The organism is Desulfuromonas acetoxidans DSM 684 (assembly GCF_000167355.1).
GTDB classification, from domain to species: Bacteria; Desulfobacterota; Desulfuromonadia; order Desulfuromonadales; family Desulfuromonadaceae; genus Desulfuromonas; species Desulfuromonas acetoxidans.
This window is the reverse complement of sequence record NZ_AAEW02000007.1, coordinates 22,514-38,453: the sequence shown is the minus strand read 5'-3', so window position 1 is coordinate 38,453 and position 15,940 is coordinate 22,514. Positions and strand designations below refer to the sequence as shown.

16 protein-coding genes are annotated in these 15,940 nt (G+C 51.8%); 14 read left to right on the top strand and 2 right to left on the bottom strand.

The window, feature by feature from the left end; genetic code table 11:
• On the bottom strand, positions 1 to 306 hold the full coding sequence (gene yhbY, locus DACE_RS06860; protein WP_005999663.1) for a ribosome assembly RNA-binding protein YhbY: 306 nt from the start codon (positions 304 to 306) through the stop codon (positions 1 to 3).
• 210 nt (positions 307 to 516) lie between these two features.
• Here yhbY and DACE_RS06855 point away from each other — a divergent pair, with 210 nt between their 5' ends.
• The 13 genes from DACE_RS06855 (at position 517) to DACE_RS18085 (ending at position 13,254) form a co-directional block, all read left to right on the top strand.
• Positions 517 to 1,665 (top strand): acetoin utilization protein AcuC, encoded by a 1,149-nt coding sequence (locus tag DACE_RS06855; protein ID WP_005999662.1) that lies wholly within the window; start codon positions 517 to 519, stop codon positions 1,663 to 1,665.
• Complete coding sequence (locus tag DACE_RS06850; protein WP_005999660.1) at positions 1,665 to 2,498, top strand: hypothetical protein; 834 nt, start codon at positions 1,665 to 1,667, stop codon at positions 2,496 to 2,498. The genes DACE_RS06855 and DACE_RS06850 overlap by 1 nt, the downstream gene beginning before the upstream one ends.
• A gap of 208 nt (positions 2,499 to 2,706) precedes the next feature.
• Complete coding sequence (locus DACE_RS06845) at positions 2,707 to 4,026, top strand: OmpP1/FadL family transporter (protein ID WP_005999658.1); 1,320 nt, start codon at positions 2,707 to 2,709, stop codon at positions 4,024 to 4,026.
• A gap of 95 nt (positions 4,027 to 4,121) precedes the next feature.
• Positions 4,122 to 4,853: an RNA methyltransferase gene (locus DACE_RS06840; protein WP_005999656.1), complete on the top strand. Its 732-nt coding sequence runs from the start codon at positions 4,122 to 4,124 to the stop codon at positions 4,851 to 4,853.
• Between the two features lie 174 nt (positions 4,854 to 5,027).
• Positions 5,028 to 5,765, top strand: a complete 738-nt coding sequence (gene fabG, locus DACE_RS06835) for a 3-oxoacyl-ACP reductase FabG (protein WP_005999654.1) — start codon at positions 5,028 to 5,030, stop codon at positions 5,763 to 5,765.
• 38 nt (positions 5,766 to 5,803) lie between these two features.
• Positions 5,804 to 7,039, top strand: a complete 1,236-nt coding sequence (locus DACE_RS06830; RefSeq protein ID WP_005999652.1) for a beta-ketoacyl-[acyl-carrier-protein] synthase family protein — start codon at positions 5,804 to 5,806, stop codon at positions 7,037 to 7,039.
• The gene (locus tag DACE_RS06825; protein WP_040366469.1) at positions 7,036 to 8,505 is read left to right on the top strand and encodes a phytoene desaturase family protein; all 1,470 of its coding nucleotides are present in this window, start codon (positions 7,036 to 7,038) and stop codon (positions 8,503 to 8,505) included. The genes DACE_RS06830 and DACE_RS06825 overlap by 4 nt, the downstream gene beginning before the upstream one ends.
• Positions 8,496 to 9,731 (top strand): beta-ketoacyl-[acyl-carrier-protein] synthase family protein, encoded by a 1,236-nt coding sequence (locus tag DACE_RS06820; RefSeq protein ID WP_005999648.1) that lies wholly within the window; start codon positions 8,496 to 8,498, stop codon positions 9,729 to 9,731. The genes DACE_RS06825 and DACE_RS06820 overlap by 10 nt, the downstream gene beginning before the upstream one ends.
• Positions 9,724 to 9,978, top strand: coding sequence for a phosphopantetheine-binding protein (locus DACE_RS06815; RefSeq protein ID WP_005999646.1), 255 nt, complete (start codon positions 9,724 to 9,726; stop codon positions 9,976 to 9,978). Before DACE_RS06820 ends, DACE_RS06815 begins: the two co-directional genes overlap by 8 nt.
• Positions 9,979 to 9,984: 6 nt before the next feature.
• Entirely contained in the window at positions 9,985 to 10,773 is a 789-nt protein-coding gene (locus DACE_RS06810) for a lysophospholipid acyltransferase family protein (protein ID WP_005999643.1), read from the top strand.
• Positions 10,767 to 11,426: a phenylacetate--CoA ligase family protein gene (locus tag DACE_RS18445; RefSeq protein ID WP_198912528.1), complete on the top strand. Its 660-nt coding sequence runs from the start codon at positions 10,767 to 10,769 to the stop codon at positions 11,424 to 11,426. Before DACE_RS06810 ends, DACE_RS18445 begins: the two co-directional genes overlap by 7 nt.
• The gene (locus DACE_RS18440; protein ID WP_198912527.1) at positions 11,372 to 12,085 is read left to right on the top strand and encodes a phenylacetate--CoA ligase family protein; all 714 of its coding nucleotides are present in this window, start codon (positions 11,372 to 11,374) and stop codon (positions 12,083 to 12,085) included. Before DACE_RS18445 ends, DACE_RS18440 begins: the two co-directional genes overlap by 55 nt.
• A gap of 944 nt (positions 12,086 to 13,029) precedes the next feature.
• Positions 13,030 to 13,254: a hypothetical protein gene (locus DACE_RS18085; protein WP_155809024.1), complete on the top strand. Its 225-nt coding sequence runs from the start codon at positions 13,030 to 13,032 to the stop codon at positions 13,252 to 13,254.
• A 368-nt stretch (positions 13,255 to 13,622) separates the two neighbouring features.
• On the opposite strand, the gene DACE_RS18080 is transcribed toward DACE_RS18085, so the two are convergent.
• Positions 13,623 to 13,790 carry a hypothetical protein gene (locus tag DACE_RS18080; RefSeq protein WP_155809023.1) on the bottom strand — a complete coding sequence of 56 codons (168 nt, stop codon included), beginning with the start codon at positions 13,788 to 13,790 and terminating at the stop codon, positions 13,623 to 13,625.
• A 546-nt stretch (positions 13,791 to 14,336) separates the two neighbouring features.
• Here DACE_RS18080 and DACE_RS06800 point away from each other — a divergent pair.
• Complete coding sequence (locus DACE_RS06800) at positions 14,337 to 15,923, top strand: HAL/PAL/TAL family ammonia-lyase (RefSeq protein WP_005999638.1); 1,587 nt, start codon at positions 14,337 to 14,339, stop codon at positions 15,921 to 15,923.
• The last annotated feature ends 17 nt before the right edge of the window (positions 15,924 to 15,940 follow it).

The window sequence follows — 15,940 nt, the reverse complement described above, 5'->3', positions numbered from 1 at the left end:
TTATTTTTTCGGCAGCTCAATCTTGCCTTCCGGTGTTGGTCGGAATAACAAAATGGTGCGTCCGAGAATTTGGACGACGGAGCTGTCTGTTGTTGTGCTGAGTTGCTCGGCAACGTTCTTGCGATCCACCAGGCAGCCTTCAAGCAGCTTGACTTTGATCAGTTCATGTTGGTCGAGGACCTCTTCAACACTGTCAATGACCCCCTGACTTACGGCGTCCTTGCCGATCAGAACCACCGGATTAAGGTGATGGCCTAGGCCGCGGAGAAATCGATTTTGTTTTCCACTCAGGGTAACTGTGGGCATAGTTCTGTGTCCATTTCAGAGAACGGTGTTGATGAAAAGCTTTCGGAATATTTAACAGCCTGTTATACCCGTTGCACCGTCAAATAGCAATTCCCCAATTTTATTGACGATCTAACGGCCCCACGGTACAACTGAACACAAGTCATGACGTTGGATCAGAATTCTGATCGGTCTCTTTATCCTCAGGTTGATTGTCGTATCCGGAGAACGATGGCAGAACAATTCGCACTCATTTATTCCAGCCGTTTTAGCCAGTATTCCTATGGGGATTTTCATCCTTTTAAGGTTGACCGCTATCGGCTCACCTATGAACTGATGGATCATTGTGGTTTATTGACCGTGCCACAAATGGTTCAGGTGGAATGTCCCGAGGCCGATGAGGCGGCTTTAGAGACGTTTCATCGGCCCGATTACCTGAAAACACTGGCATCGTTCAGTGCCGATGACGATGTTCATGCCAATTTCTTTTATGGTCTTGGCGATGTCGAAAATCCTGTTTTTAAAGGCTTATATGACTGGGCGCGTTTAATGTGTGGTGGCACGCTGGAAGCTGCCCGCCAAGTGTGTGAGTTCAAAGCGCGTGCAGCGTTCAGTATGGCCGGTGGTTGGCATCATGCTCATGCCGCACGTGCTTCCGGGTTCAGTTATATCAATGATTCAGTGGTGGCGATTAATGCGCTGTTAGAGCAGGGCAAACGGGTGGTTTATGTCGATCTTGATGCGCATCACGGTGATGGTGTGCAGGAGGCTTTTTATACCACAGATCAGGTGATGACCATCTCAATCCATGAAAACGGTAAAGATTTTTACCCGTATTCAGGCTTTGTCGACGAGGTGGGCGAGGGCGCCGGTTACGGTTATTCCATTAATATTCCTCTGGTTCCCCATTCCGATGATCTGATTTTTGAACAGGCGTTTTCCCGTATTGTCCTGCCGTTGATTGAGTCCTATCGCCCGGATATTCTGGTGACACAGTTGGGAGCTGATTTTATGCGCACTGATCCGCTGACACGACTGGAGGGGACCACGTCATTTATGGAATATGCCGCCCGCCAGTTTTTGGCAACCGGCATTCCCTGGGTGGCTGTCGGCGGTGGTGGTTATCATCGGCTCAATGTCGCTCGGGCGTGGACATTGCTGTGGGCAACCATGATTGGTCACCCTGTCGCAGATGCCTTGCCGGAGAACTTTTTGCCCACGGTTACGTCCCTTGGCGAGGAGACGTTATTGCTGCGCGATCCGCCTCATTTGGCGTCGCCCGATGATTTTTCTCGCGCCCAGCAACATCTTGATAAAACCTGTTCTTATCTGGAAAGGCAGATTTTCCCTTTGTTTCATCTGCGGGCAGGGGGTGTCTGATGCCGTTTGTTCCATCCGTTACCCATTTGTTTGACGCCAGCGGGCTGCCATTGTTCAGCCTTAAAGAGATCAATGCGTTGGCGAAGGAGGAAAAAGAGCGGATTTATGCCACGCTGGTTCCGGAAATTGTCTTCGAGCGTTACGGTTTTGATCGCAACAGTTATCTGAGTCCGGATAGCCGCGAAAGGATCCGTTTTATTTGCCCAAAAGGGTTGGGGTTGTTGCGTATTGCTGTACGGCGACAACCGGAAGATACTGATGATCTGTTTTTTGTCGAAATGGCTGATACCCCTTTTCGACAAATGGAATTTTCCTTTTGTCTGATTAATGACCCCGACGCTCCACGGTTTGATGTCGATTACGACAGCAGCGGCCGGGAAAATATGTTTGGAACATTGCGACGCAATATTGACGAGGAGATCAGGGCTATGGCCGCTGGTCTCACCCCCAATCAGGTTCGTTCAGGGTTGAACACGTTTAAACCTTTTTTTGAGCGCTTTGAGCAGTTTGTCGCCTCTCTTGGCATCGATATTATTGTCGCCGAACCTCTCTCCTACAACAATGCCATCCATTATGAACGTTACGGTTTTGACTATACGACCGGAAAGCAGTTGATGTTGTGGATTGATCGGGAGTTTCAGCCCGGCGGAGTGCTTTATAGGCGGCTGGATGGGTCCACGCCGTTTCGCCAGCCGGGGATGGAAAAAACGGTACGTGGGCGCAGTTGGGCCATTCACGACGGCATTTTGCAAAAACCTTGGGATGGCATCAAAATTTATAAAACCGTTGGGCAACATGCCCATGTAAACACGTTTGCCCACTGGAACTATTGATGGAAAATGGGGGATATCATGCTTGGTAATTTATTTTTTATTGTATTTATCTGTGGTGTGATTTATGCGGCAGTTTATTGGAGTCAGCGTAAATCCTGAAATTTAGCTGTTTTTTCTTGAATATGTATACAATTTTGAACATAATGCCGACTATTTTGTAATGAATGTTTAAAGCTGTCATTAAACAAAAAGACAAGGGAGTCGAGCATTGAAATTACTGGTTACTGCTGTTGCCCTGGCACTGATGCTGCCGGGTTGGGTGAGTGCGGCGGGTTTTCATATCCGCGAACAGGGGAGCAAGGCGATGGGCATGGCCAATGCCTTTGCTGCCCAGGCTGATGATCCGTCGGCTATTTTTTACAATCCCGCCGGGATTGTTTTTCAAACCGGAACCCAGGTCAGTCTTGGTGTGACCGTCATCAACGTACCGGAAACGGAATTTCGCGGGACCACCAAGTTGGGTGATGTGGCAAGTGGCCTTGGTGTGGAACAACAGGTGGATACCGAAGCGCGTGATGACATCTTTTTTCCGCCCAATTTCTATATGACCACCCGTAAAGAAGGTTCTCCCTGGGCGTTTGGTATTGGTATTGGATCACTTTATCCACTTGCCAAGCGCTGGGATACCACCAGCCCGTTTCGTGATGAGATTAAAGAAATTGCCATCAAGCCGATTAACGTCAATCCGACAGTGGCCTATCTGTTTGAGTCGATCAACCTTGGTGTTGCAGTTGGTATTGACTATACCTACGCGGATGTGTGGCTTGAAAAGTCAGCGTGTGTCGATGCCTATGCCCTGGGAGCCGTGCCTGTACCGGGATTGACTGCCGTTCAATTGGGTGAGTTGGAGCTCGAAGCCGATGGCGATGGTTGGGGATATAACTTTGGTTTGTTGTGGCAGCCGTTGGAAACCTTGTCGTTTGGCGTTGCCTATCGCAGTGAAATTGAACTGGATTTTGATGGTGATGCTGATTACCAGATCACCAGTGCGGGCCAGAGTGTTTATGGTGCTCCACCACTTTCCTACACAGATTCTATTTACAGTACAGGCGCTGAAACGGAAATTACGTTGCCGGACACTTGGAGCTTCGCTGTTGCCTGGAAGCCGACGCGTAAGCTGACCGTAGAGTTCGATGCGGACCGCTTTGGTTGGAGCTCCTATGACAGTTTGGACATCCTGTTTGATGAAAATACCGTGCTGTCGGATTCTCTGAATCGTAAAGATTGGAACGATGTCTGGGCTTATCGGTTTGGTGCCCAGTATGCGGTGACGGAAACTCTTGATCTACGTGTTGGTTATGCCCGTGACAACACCCCGGTACCCAATGATACCATTGGTCCTGAGCTTCCTGATGCCGATCGTAACAACTACACCTTTGGTTTCGGTTACCATACGGATCGGGCGGTGTTTGATTTTGCCTACATGTGGGTTGATTTCGATGATCGTAAAGTCGACAACGAGACTCAAACCGGTACATACAAAAGTGACGCTTATCTGTTTGCCGCTAATCTGACCTATTTTTTCTAACGTGGTGGATTGCAAGCAATGAGCTTAAAGGGTGCCATCATTTCGGATGGCACCCTTTTTTCTTTATTTAAGTGCTGTGAGAAGAAGGAGTGGAGATGCGCCATTTTACACCGATTGTTGTTCTTGTTGAACCTCGCCAGCCCGGCAATGTCGGTGCAGTTTGTCGGGCCATGGCTAATTTTGGTGTAGCGCAATTGCGGCTGGTTAAGTCCTGTGACCCCTTTCATTCCGATGCGGTTAAATTTTCTGTGGGAGCTCGTCCTTTATTGGGGCAGGCGGAACATTTCCCCGATTTGGCTGCGGCACTGGCTGATGTGCATCACAGTGTTGCACTAACACGGCGAACAGGTCGCCTGCGTGGCAACCTGTTGCCCCTCGAAGAACTGTCACAACGCTTTCAATCTGTGGCGGCGCAAAGCCGTGTTGCTTTCGTGTTTGGTCGTGAAGACAGGGGATTGACGACACAGGAGGTTGCTCTGTGTTCCCAGGCCGCTACCATTGAAACCACTGATGAGACCGGATCGCTGAATCTGGCCCAAGCGGTGGTCGTCACTCTGTATGAACTGTCTCGCCGACAGGATCGGGTGGGTATAGTGCAACGGGATCAACCCACCCACGATCAGTTTGAGCCGCTGTTCCAGCAGCTCGATGAACTGGTGCACCGAGTGGGCTATGTCAATCCGAGTCGACCTGAAGTAATTCCGACGATGTTGAGACGACTCCTGCATCAGGCAGCCCCTGACGTTGCTGAATTGAATCAATTGCGAGGACTCATTAATCGGTTGTCTGAAAGTGTTCAAGACTGGCCGGGCCGTCGTCGGGGATGATACGATGTAAGGGGGCAGGTTACGTATACTATCTTATTAGAATTATAATGGTTTTTATTTTCTAATCTTTCCCGGATAAGCAGTTGTGCCAGCCACTATATTTGTATAGAATACGCCCCATGTTACATTTGTCTACTTTGACTAATTAGATCAACAACTGAGGTTGAATTCCTGATGGCAAATTCAGAACGTAAAATTGCATTGGTAACAGGAGGCGGCAAGGGGATTGGTGCCGCTATTGCGATCACATTAGCGCAGTCCGGATTTGATATCTGGCTCAATTACCGTAGCGACCATGATGCCGCCAATCTGGTTAAGAATGAGATTGAGCAGGCAGGTGGTCAGTGTCTGTTGCTTCCGTTTGATGTCGCTGATATCGCGGCCTGTGAAAACGCGTTAAAGCCTTATCTCGAAAACGCGACCCCCTTTGCCATTATCAATAATGCTGGTTTTGCCAAGGATACCCTGTTAGCTCTGATGAGTTCTCAGGAGTGGAATGATGTGATTTCAGTGCATCTTGGTGGCTTTTTTAATGTGACCCGTCAGGTCTTGCCCCAGATGTTACGCAAGCGCTGTGGGCGTGTCATCAATATCGTCTCCACCTCCGGTCAGACAGGCGTCGGTGGCCAGACTAATTACTCTGCCGCCAAAGCCGGGATGATCGGTGCGACGCGTTCACTGGCGATGGAGGTAGCCAAGCGCAAGATACTGGTTAATGCCGTTGCCCCGGGTTTTATCGAAACGGAAATGACCGAAGAGTTGCCGCTGGATAAAATTTTACCGATGGTTCCCCTTGGCCGAATTGGTAAAGCGCAGGAAGTGGCTGATATGGTTGATTTTCTATGTTCGGATAAAGCCGAATACATTACCGGTCAGGTGTTCTCCGTTAATGGCGGCGCCTGCATGCCGTAATTTTTCTGTTTTTCGTTGTTTTCAGGAATCGAGAAGCGATGACGACATTGAATCGTGTAGCTATAACCGGTATCGGGATTATTTCGTGCCTCGGCTGTGATGTCGATAGTGTTAGTGACGCCTTGCGCCAGGGCCGTTCCGGAATCGTTGTGGACGAGGAGCGTAAGTCGCTCGGGTTTCGCAGTGCGCTCACTGGCCGTATTGACGGGTTTGACGGCAAAAAGGTTTTGTCGCGCAAAGAGCGCAAAAGTATGCCGGAGTTTGCTGTTCAGGCGTATGCGGCCAGCCGTCAGGCGTTGGACATGGCGGCTCTTGATGAAACCCTGGTGCGCAGTGAAGATACCGGTTTGATTTTCGGCTGTGACTCAAGTTGTTTGGCCGCCATTGAACAAGTTGATCTGTTGCGCGAGCGTCAGGAAACCAAATCTATCGGCAGTGGGCAGATATTTCGTTCCATGACCTCCTGCGTGACGATGAATCTCAATACGTTGCTGGGCACCAAAGGGGCCTGCTGGTCACTGAGCTCGGCGTGTTCCAGCGGCGGGCATGCCATAGGCCAGGCCGCAGACCTGATTGCCCTGGGGCGTCAAAAGCGAGTAATTTGCGGTGGTGCGCAGGAGATCAACTGGCAATCCATGTGCAGTTTTGATGGCCTTGGAGCGTTTTCAGTGCGCGAAGATGAACCGAGTGCGGCGTCCCGTCCTTTTTCCGCAGACCGCGATGGTTTAGTCCCCAGCGGCGGCGCGGCAGCAGTGGTGCTGGAGAATTATGACGATGCCCTGCAGCGTGGTGCTACGATTCTCGGCGAGGTTGTCTCCTACGGTTTTTCATCAGATGGTGAAAACCTTTCCGTTCCCAGCCGTGGTGGATTGCAGCGCGCCATGCTTCAGGCTTTGCAGCGGGCCAATCTTCAACCGCAACAGATCGATTATCTGTGTGCTCATGCCACCTCGACCCCGGCCGGCGATGTTGCTGAAGCGGAAAATATCAAGGCGGTATTTGGTGAAAACAGCCCGCTGGTTTCGTCATTGAAGTCGATGACCGGTCATGAGCTGTGGATGTCCGGTGCCGCACAGGTGGTGTATTGCACCCTGATGGCCCGCGACGGCTTTATTGCCGCGAATATCAATTTTAAGGAACCGGATGAGGCTGCCAGAGGGTTACGTATTGTAACGCAGACGTTGCCCCATCCACCCAAGACGGTGCTGTGCAACTCGGCTGGCTTTGGCGGGACCAATGCGTGTCTGGTTCTGGACTTCGGGGAGAGCCATTGAATTATGACGCGGTGATCGTTGGCGGGGGCATCAGTGGTGCGACCTGTGCACTGGTGTTGTCCCACTTTGGTTGGCGTGTTGCCGTGGTTGAGCGCGAAGCCCATATCACTCCGTTGCTGCGTGGATTTTCCCGACATGGTGTTCACCATGACACCGGTTTTCATTACGCTGGTGGCCTTGGTAAGGGGGAGGTGCTGGACCGTTTTTTGGGTTTTCTTGGTCTGAGCCGGAAGATCGAGCTTTATCCTTTCAAAAGACAGGGGTTTGATCGAATTATTGACCGTTCTACGTCTGATGTCATTGATTTCAGTTACGCAGAGCAGGATTGGCGTGATTCATTGCTGGCAGCATTCCCACACGAAGCTACTGCCATTGATCGCTTTCAGCAAACGGTATTGTCTATCTGTGATTCGATGCCGTACCTCAATACGAAGAAGACCTTTGGCGAGGAAGGGCTGTTTGCCCACAGTCAAGATGTCAGTCTGCAGTCGTTTGTTGCGGAGCTGACGCAGGATCATCGTTTGCGCGCAGCTTTGTGTTTGCACTGCTTACTGCATGGTACACCTCCGGACCAGATTCCATTGCGTCTTCATGCGGCAGTCGTTGGCCCTTACTGTCGTTCGGTACATGGTGTACGTGGTGGAGGGAGTCAGTTAAGTCAGGCGTTTGACGATTGTCTGCAACAGGCCGGTGTTGACTCGTTTTGTTCTTCCACCGTGACGGCCATGTCCGTGGGGCGTGAGGGCGAGATTGCCGGTGTTCTTCTTGCCTCCGGGCAGAAACTTGTTGCCAAACAGGTTATCCATGCTGCGGACCCGCGCTTGTTGCTTGACTGGCTCGATGAACGTTGTTTTCGTCCGGTGTATCGACGCCGTCTGGCCGCATTGCAGGAAACACAGTCTGCTCTGGTGTTGTTTGGCCGCAGTGCGCAACCCGTTGATGCGTTGGCGGGTCGGAATTTGTATTTGGCGGACCTTCAACAAGGGACACAGTTGTTTTCCGGAACAATTGCGCAGCGCCCTTTGTACCTGTCCTCAGCTGGACAGGGCTGCGGTATTATCGGTATTATGCCGGAAGATTATAGTCGCTTTGAGCCCTGGCAAAATACTCGCCGCGGCCAGCGTCCTGACGATTATCGGCACGTTAAGCAACAGTACTGTGAGCAGATTATGGAGCGTATTGATCAGACGGTACCGGAGATTTCCCAAGCGCTCCAAAGTCCGTTTCTGGCCACGCCGCTGACCTTGCGGGATTATTTGCACTACCCGCAAGGCGCTGTGTATGGGGTCAGCCATCAATTGGCCCACTACCCCCTGCAGGTGGCCACTCGGGTTCGGGGGCTCTACCTTTCGGGACAGGCTTTGGCTGCACCTGGATTGATGGGGGCGATGGTCGGTGCTTTTTATACCTGTGGCACCTTATTAGGGCATCAACGCGTTGCAGAGGAGTTGAATCAGTGTCATTAAACAGAGTTGTGATCACCGGGATGGGAGCCGTTTCTCCATTTGGCGGAACCGTAGCTGATCTGCTCAGCGGACTGTACGAAGGTCGCAGCGCTGTGGCTTATTATGAAGCGTTACGCCAGGTTCAGGGGTTGCGCAGCTTAGTGGCCAGTCGTGTTCAGGGCATTGACCCAAAGCAGATTGCTCGCAAGCATCGCCGTTCTATGTCGAAGATGTCGATCTACGCCACCCTTGCAGCAACCGAAGCCATGGCGCAGGCCGGGATTGACGAAGAGCTCTGTGCGTCTGGTGATCTGGGGGTGGCGGTTGGTTCCACTGTCGGCAGCACTGAAGTGACCGAAGCTTTTTTTGAAGACTATTTTACCGACCACAGCCTTGAACGGATGAAATCGACGCTGTTTTTTCAGATGATGAACCACACCTGTGCGTCCAATATTGCTCAGACATTTAATATTACTGGTCGTCTTCTCGCGCCTTCGGCTGCCTGTGCCACAGGGAGTCAGGCGATCGGTTACGGCTATGAGATGATTGCTCAGGGTCATCAGCAGATGATGCTGTGTGGTGGCGCCGATGAACTGCATCCGCTGACCTGTGCCACCTTCGATGTGATGCATGCGGCATCCACGGCCTACAATGATCAGGCGCAGCAGACGCCACGACCCTTTGCCGCAGATCGCGACGGGATGGTGTGTGGTGAAGGCAGTGGTGTCGTGGTTCTTGAGTCGCTGGATTCCGCCCTGCGCCGCAAAGCACATATTCTCGGTGAGGTGGTTGGTTTTGCGACGGTCTCTGATCCTGGCAATATTGCCAATCCCGATGCGCGGGTGATGGCACATTGTATTCGTAAAGCCCTTGAGTCTGCAGACATTGATGCAGCACAAGTCGATTACGTCAATGCTCATGCCACGGCAACGGAGCAGGGGGATATTGCTGAGAGTCAGGCGATCGGCGACGTGTTTGACACCCCCGTGGCCGTAAGCAGCCTCAAAGGACATCTTGGACACACCATGGCTGCCAGTGGTGCCTTGGAGACGATTGCCACTGTCGACATGCTTCAGCAGGGCAAACTGGTACCGACTTTGCATCTTGAAGATGTTGATCAGCGTTGTTGTGAACTCAATTATATCAAGAAGATAGAAGAAAAACCTTTAAGCTTTGCATTAAAAAATAATTTTGCTCTTGGCGGGGTGAATACCTCACTGGTTTTAAGGAGATATGACCATGACTGAACAGGAAATCATCACCACGGTCAATACGGCCCTGGCGGAAGAATTTGAACTCGATCTGGATGAAATGACCCCGGATGTATCACTGTATGAGGATCTGGGACTCGACAGTCTGGATACCGTTGATATGGTCATTGTTCTTGAAGGGGCGTTCAAGTTCAAGATTCGTGAAGAAGCCGATGTCAAAGAGATCCGCACTCTGGGTGATATCCACGCGTTTGTTGCCAAGAAACTTGCTGCCGAATCCTGATTGTTCATGAACACTTATTCTCTGCTGCACGGAATCGCCATGAATGTCTGGATCTATAGCCTGCTGGTTCTGTGGACGGTACTTGGTCTATTTTTGAGTCCATTTCAGACGGCCTATCTGCGTCTGCGTCATCATTGGCCCGTTGATCGCGCTGTGCGTCACCTTATCTGGTTGTACGGGCGTGGCTGGCTGTTGCTGATCTCCCCGTTTGTGTCATTTTCTCGCGAAGGAGTGACCGCATCCGAGCTTCCTGAGCGCTGTGTGTTTGTCATCAACCATCTGTCGTTCTTTGATACCTATTTCATGGCGGCATTGCCGCACAGCGACGTTACTTTTGCCGTGCGTTCCTGGCCTTTTAAAATGTTTTGGTATCGTCTGTTCATGCGTTTGGCCAACTATCTTGAAGTGGAAGATCTCAGCTGGCAACAAACCACGGAACGTGGCAAAGATATTTTGAAAAATGGCGGTTCCGTTCTGTTCTTTCCTGAGGGCCACCGCAGTCGGGATGGGAAAATTCAACGTTTCTATTCCGGTGCCTTTCAACTTGCCGTGGCTGCTCAATGTCCCGTGGTCCCTTTATGTATTACCGGTACCGATGTGTTGCTGCCGCCAGGACGTAAATGGTTGCGTCCGTGCCGGGTTAAGTTGCAGATTCTTGCGCCGGTGGCTGTGGATGATTATCAGTATGAGGGAGGGCATCTGGCATTAAAGAAAAAAGTTAAAGCGGACATGGTCGACGCGTTGGAAGCGATGACAGTGATGCAGGCAGCCAAGGTAGAGGTGGTGTCATGCTGATTTGTAGTGAACAACTGGCGTTTGCCGCGCCTGACGTGATCCGTGAACAGCAGCAGGTGCTGTTGCGGCAACATGTGGATTATATTGCCGGCCATTCCCGTTTTTATCAACGTATGGCGCGTGAGCACGGGATTGATCTTCGCGATGTTCGTTGTTATGACGACTTGGCCGAGCTGCCGTTTACCACCAAGGCCGATCTTGAGCAATACGGTGATGAGTTTCTCTGTGTTGAAGAACGTCAGGTGGCGGATATCTGTCTGACTTCCGGTACCACCGGCTTGCCCGTAGCGTTTATGCAGAGTCGTGACGATCTCGAACGGCTGTCATTCAATGAGCAGTTGGCGTTTACTACTGCGGGATTGACAGCGGACGACAGGGTGTTGATTGCTGCCGCCATTGATCGCTGTTTTATGGCTGGAATGGCGTATTTTCTCGGCTTGAAAAAGATCGGATCCACGGTGATTCGTGGCGGGTCGAGTTCGGTTTCCGTGGTGGCGCAGTTGATTGAACGGTTTCGCCCAAACGCGTTGGTAGGTGTGCCGACGCTGTTTCTGGCCCTGGCTGAGATTTTGCGCCAAAAAGGGATCGACCCACGCCAGTGCGGCGTCAAAAACTGGTGTGCATTGGTGAGCCGGTGCGCCATCAGGATTTGACGTTGTCTGTTTTGGGCGAGCGTCTGCAAGGCCAGTGGGGCGCGGAAGTTTACGGGACCTATGCCAGTACCGAAATGGCCACGACCTTTGTCGATTGCAACTGTGGATGTGGCGGTCATTTGCCACCCGAGTTGATGGCGGTTGAGATCGTTGACAATCAGGGCAAGCGCGTTGCCGCTGGTGAAGCCGGTGAAGTTGTGGCCACACCACTTCAGGTAACGGGCATGCCGTTACTCCGTTTTAAGACAGGTGATGTGGCGACGCTCTACCGTGATCCCTGCGAATGTGGACGCAACAGTTGGCGGATCGGTCCGGTGTTGGGGCGTAAGAACCAGATGCTCAAGTATCGGGGGACCACGGTCTACCCCCCGGCGATCTTTGCGGTGTTGCAGGAACTCAAAGAGGTTCAGGCGTTTTATATTGAGGTTCGCGACGATTATGCGCTGTCCGATCAGATTAAAGTGGTGGTTGGCAGCAGTTGCTCAGAGCTGACGTCGCATCATATTGAGGAGCTGTTGGCGGCACGCATTCGGGTCAAGCCCGAAGTGGTGATTGAGGATGTGGATACGGTGCGGAGCCAGACTATGCAGGAAGATAAACGTAAGCCGGTGACGTTTTTTGATTATCGCACTTCTGGTGTTGGTGGAAGTGTCGTTTAAAGCTTCTTGTGTTGGACCGCAGTTATTGAGCACCAAAGCTCTCCTGTTCAGCAGCGCCGAACAAGGAAGCTGAAGCCCCGTCACGTGCGTGCCACGAACGTGAACGGATGAGCAATTGGTTCCATCTTATGGACTAAGGCAAATGCCAAACCAAGGTCAAGATCGCCGGGACTCGCCCCGGCAGGCGACATCCTTTTGGCAAGTCGCCCAAAAGGATGCAAAAGCCGGCTAGGGGTTCACAGTGATTTCTTGATTTAGATAGAATGGGTCGTTTTCCGTTATGCTTCACAGATTCGGCTCGTTGCCCTTTAGGTCAACGAATCGTGCTTCTCATGAGCAGTGGTATTGACGGTGATAACTCTTGTTATCTTTGATCCATCAAGTTGTGCTGACACCCCGGCAAAGAGGGAGTGGGCTTTGCCCACCCCATGGGCATTAAAATTGAACGGAGTAACCTGTTTCGATATCGCTTCCCAGCTCTCCCGTTCAGCAGCGCCGAACGGAGTGAACGGTCACCGCGATGGTCGTCGGCAACCTGTTTGAGGACTGATGCCGACTGGGCGAATTTTGCCGACATCGCGGTGTTAGTGAGCGCAGAGAGGGAACCCGTAAGGGCGCAATGACGGGAGTCGATTTTGCGTTCCTTTTGTCGACGCAAAAGGAACCCAAGGTGTGGGCGCGGAAGCCCACGTCATGTGCGTACCAACAATGCGAACGGATGGAGTTCGCCGGAGCAATTTGTTCCGTATGGTGGACCACAGAAGAATAAAACCAAGGTCAAGATCGCCGGGTTTCGCCCCGGCAGGCGACATCCTTTTGGCAAGCCGCCCAAAAGGATGCAAAAGCCGGCTAGGGGTTCACAGTGATTTCTTGATTTAGATAGAATGGGTCGTTTTCCGTTATGCTTCACTGATTCGGCTCGTTGCCCTTTAGGTCAACGAATCGTGCTTCTTCTCAGCGATGGCATTGATGGTGATAAAAAACAGGAGTTTGATCAACCAGGTTGTGCTGGCACCCCGGCAAAGAGGGAGTGGGCGTTGCCCACCCCATGGGCATTAAAATTGAACGGAGTAACCTGTTTCGATATTGCTCCCAAGCTCTCCCGTACTGCAGCGCCGAACGCAAGGAGCTGGAGCCGTGATGATCGTCGGCAACTGTTTGAGCGTTAGCGAGTTTTGCCGACATCACGGCGGAAGCGGATGGAGTGAGGGAACTCGAAGAGCGCGAAGCCCGGGAGTCGATTTTGCGGTACTTTTGTCGACGCAAAAGTGCCCCGACGTGCGGGCGCGGAAGCCCACGTCACGTGGGCACCAACAATGCGAACGGATGAAGTCCGCCGGAGCGGTTTGTTCCGTATGGTGGACCACAGAAGAACAAAATCAAGGTCAAGATCGCCGGGTTTCGCCCCGGCAGGCGACATCCTTTTGGCAAGTCGCCCAAAAGGATGCAAAAGCCGGCTAGGGGTTCACAGTGATTTCTTGATTTAGATAGAATGGGTCGTTTTCCGTTATGCTTCACAGATTCGGCTCGTTGCCCTTTAGGTCAACGAATCGTGCTTCTCATGAGCAGTGGTATTGACGGTGATAACTCTTGTTATCTTTGATCCATCAAGTTGTGCTGGCACCCCGGCAAAGAGGGAGTGGGCTTTGCCCACCCCACGGGCACTGACGTTGAACAGATCGCCAATTTTGAATATTGCTCCCAAGCCCTCCCGTTCAGCAGCGCCGAACGGAGTGAACGGTCACCGCGATGGTCGTCGGCAACCTGTTTGAGGACTGATGCCGACTGGGCGAATTTTGCCGACATCGCGGTGTTAGTGAACGCAGAGAGGGAACCCGTAAGGGCGCAATGACGGGAGTCGATTTTGCGGTACTTTTGTCGACGCAAAAGTGCCCCGACGTGCGGGCGCGGAAGCCCGCGTCATGTGCGTACCAACAATGCGAACGGATGAAGTCCGCCGGAGCGGTTTGTTTCGTGATGCGGACCACAGGCGATCAAGATCAAAATCAAGATCGCCGGGATTCGCCCCGGCAAAGAGGGAGTGGGCTTTGCCCACCCCACGGGCATTAAAGTTGAACAGCCAGTGATGTGTGAGCAAATTCACGTCACGTGCGTAGCCGCTGACGTGAACGGGCGAGTCTGTTTGAAGTGATCTGATTGTTGTGGCATGTGAAGGAACCATTTTACGTGTTTCACTGTATTTATGAACGTTTGAGACAAGATTTTTATCTGAAATGACGAGGGAAAGAAAATGGCAGAAAAGAAATCAGTAATTTTAACCGGTAATGATCTGACTGTGGAACAGATTATTGCCGTTGGTGTCGGAGATCTGAAAGTCGAGCTGGATGAACAGGCGTTGCAGCGTTGTCGTGACAGCCGTACTTTCTTGGAAGAGGCGGTCAATGCTCGTCATATTATTTACGGCGTCAATACATCGTTCGGCCCCATGTGCAACAAGATTATTGATGACAACGAGATCGAAGCGCTGCAGGTCAACCTGATTCGCAGCCATGCCGCCGGTCTTGGTGATCCGCTCAAACCTTATATTGGTGTGGCAGTGATGCTCGTGCGACTCAATACGCTCGTCAAAGGCTACAGTGGCGTGCGGATTGAGCTGCTCGAGTTTATGCAGTGGATGATCAACGAAGGCATTGCCCCCTATATTCCCGAATGCGGCAGTGTTGGTGCTTCCGGTGACTTGATTCATCTGGCCCATCTGGCGCTGGGGATTATCGGTGAGGGCAACCTCTACTACCATGATGAGCTGCGTCCTGCCGCCGAAGTCTTTGCCGAACTGGGGCGCGAGCCGATGCGCTTGAGCTATAAAGAAGGCATTGCCCTGATGAACGGCACAAGCGCCATGACCGCTCTGGCAGCTTTCGCCATTTTTGGTGCCAAGAAACTGTTGCGGGTCAGTTGTGTCACCGGGGCTTTCGGCATTGAATTGTTCGGTGGTATTGACGATGCTTTCGACGAAGATCTGCACAAGATTAAACCTCATCCTGGACAGGTGGAGATTGCCGAAATCATTCGCAACCTGTATCGCGGCTCCGGGAACATCACTCTGCGCGAGAATATGCATGATCAAATTCGCGGTCAGCACCAGGAAGGACTGGTCTTCGAAACCACCATCAATGTTCAGGATGTGTATTCCATCCGCTGCACGCCTCAAGTTTTGGCCCCGGCGGCTGAGATGATTGAAAGTGCCACGCGCACCGTTGAGGTGGAAGCCAACTCCTCCAACGACAATCCGATCATTGTTCCGGACAAGAAGAAAATCATTCACGGTGGCAACTTCCACGGCCAGAGTATCGGTTTTGCCATGGATGCGTTGTGTATCAGCTTGTCAACACTGTGCAACTTGTCGGAACGGCGGCTTAATAAGCTGCTTGATAAAAACCTCAACGAAGGACTGCCTGAGCATCTGATCCCCGGCACTCTTGGCTTGACTATGGGGTTCATGGGATCGCAGTATCTGGCCACCTCGACCACGGCCGAGAATCGTCAGTTGGCCAACCCGGTGAGTACAAACTCCATCTCCTGTAACGCCTCCAATCAGGATGTTGTCAGCATGGGCACCGTGGCGGCACGCAAGGCATTCAAGCAGGTGAGCAACGCCAAGCACATCCTGACCATGGAGGTTTTGGCGGATATGCAAGCGCTGTCGTTCCGTAATGCTGATCGTCTTGGCCTGGGCACCTCACGCATTTATGCGGCTCTCAATGACGAATTTCAGATTTACGATAACAGCCGGGTGTTCCATGATGATCTGGTGGCTATGCGTAAGAAGCTGTTTTCAAGCCAGATGTTCGATGATTTAAGTGGTTATTGGTCCTGATCACCAGAGAGAAAAAC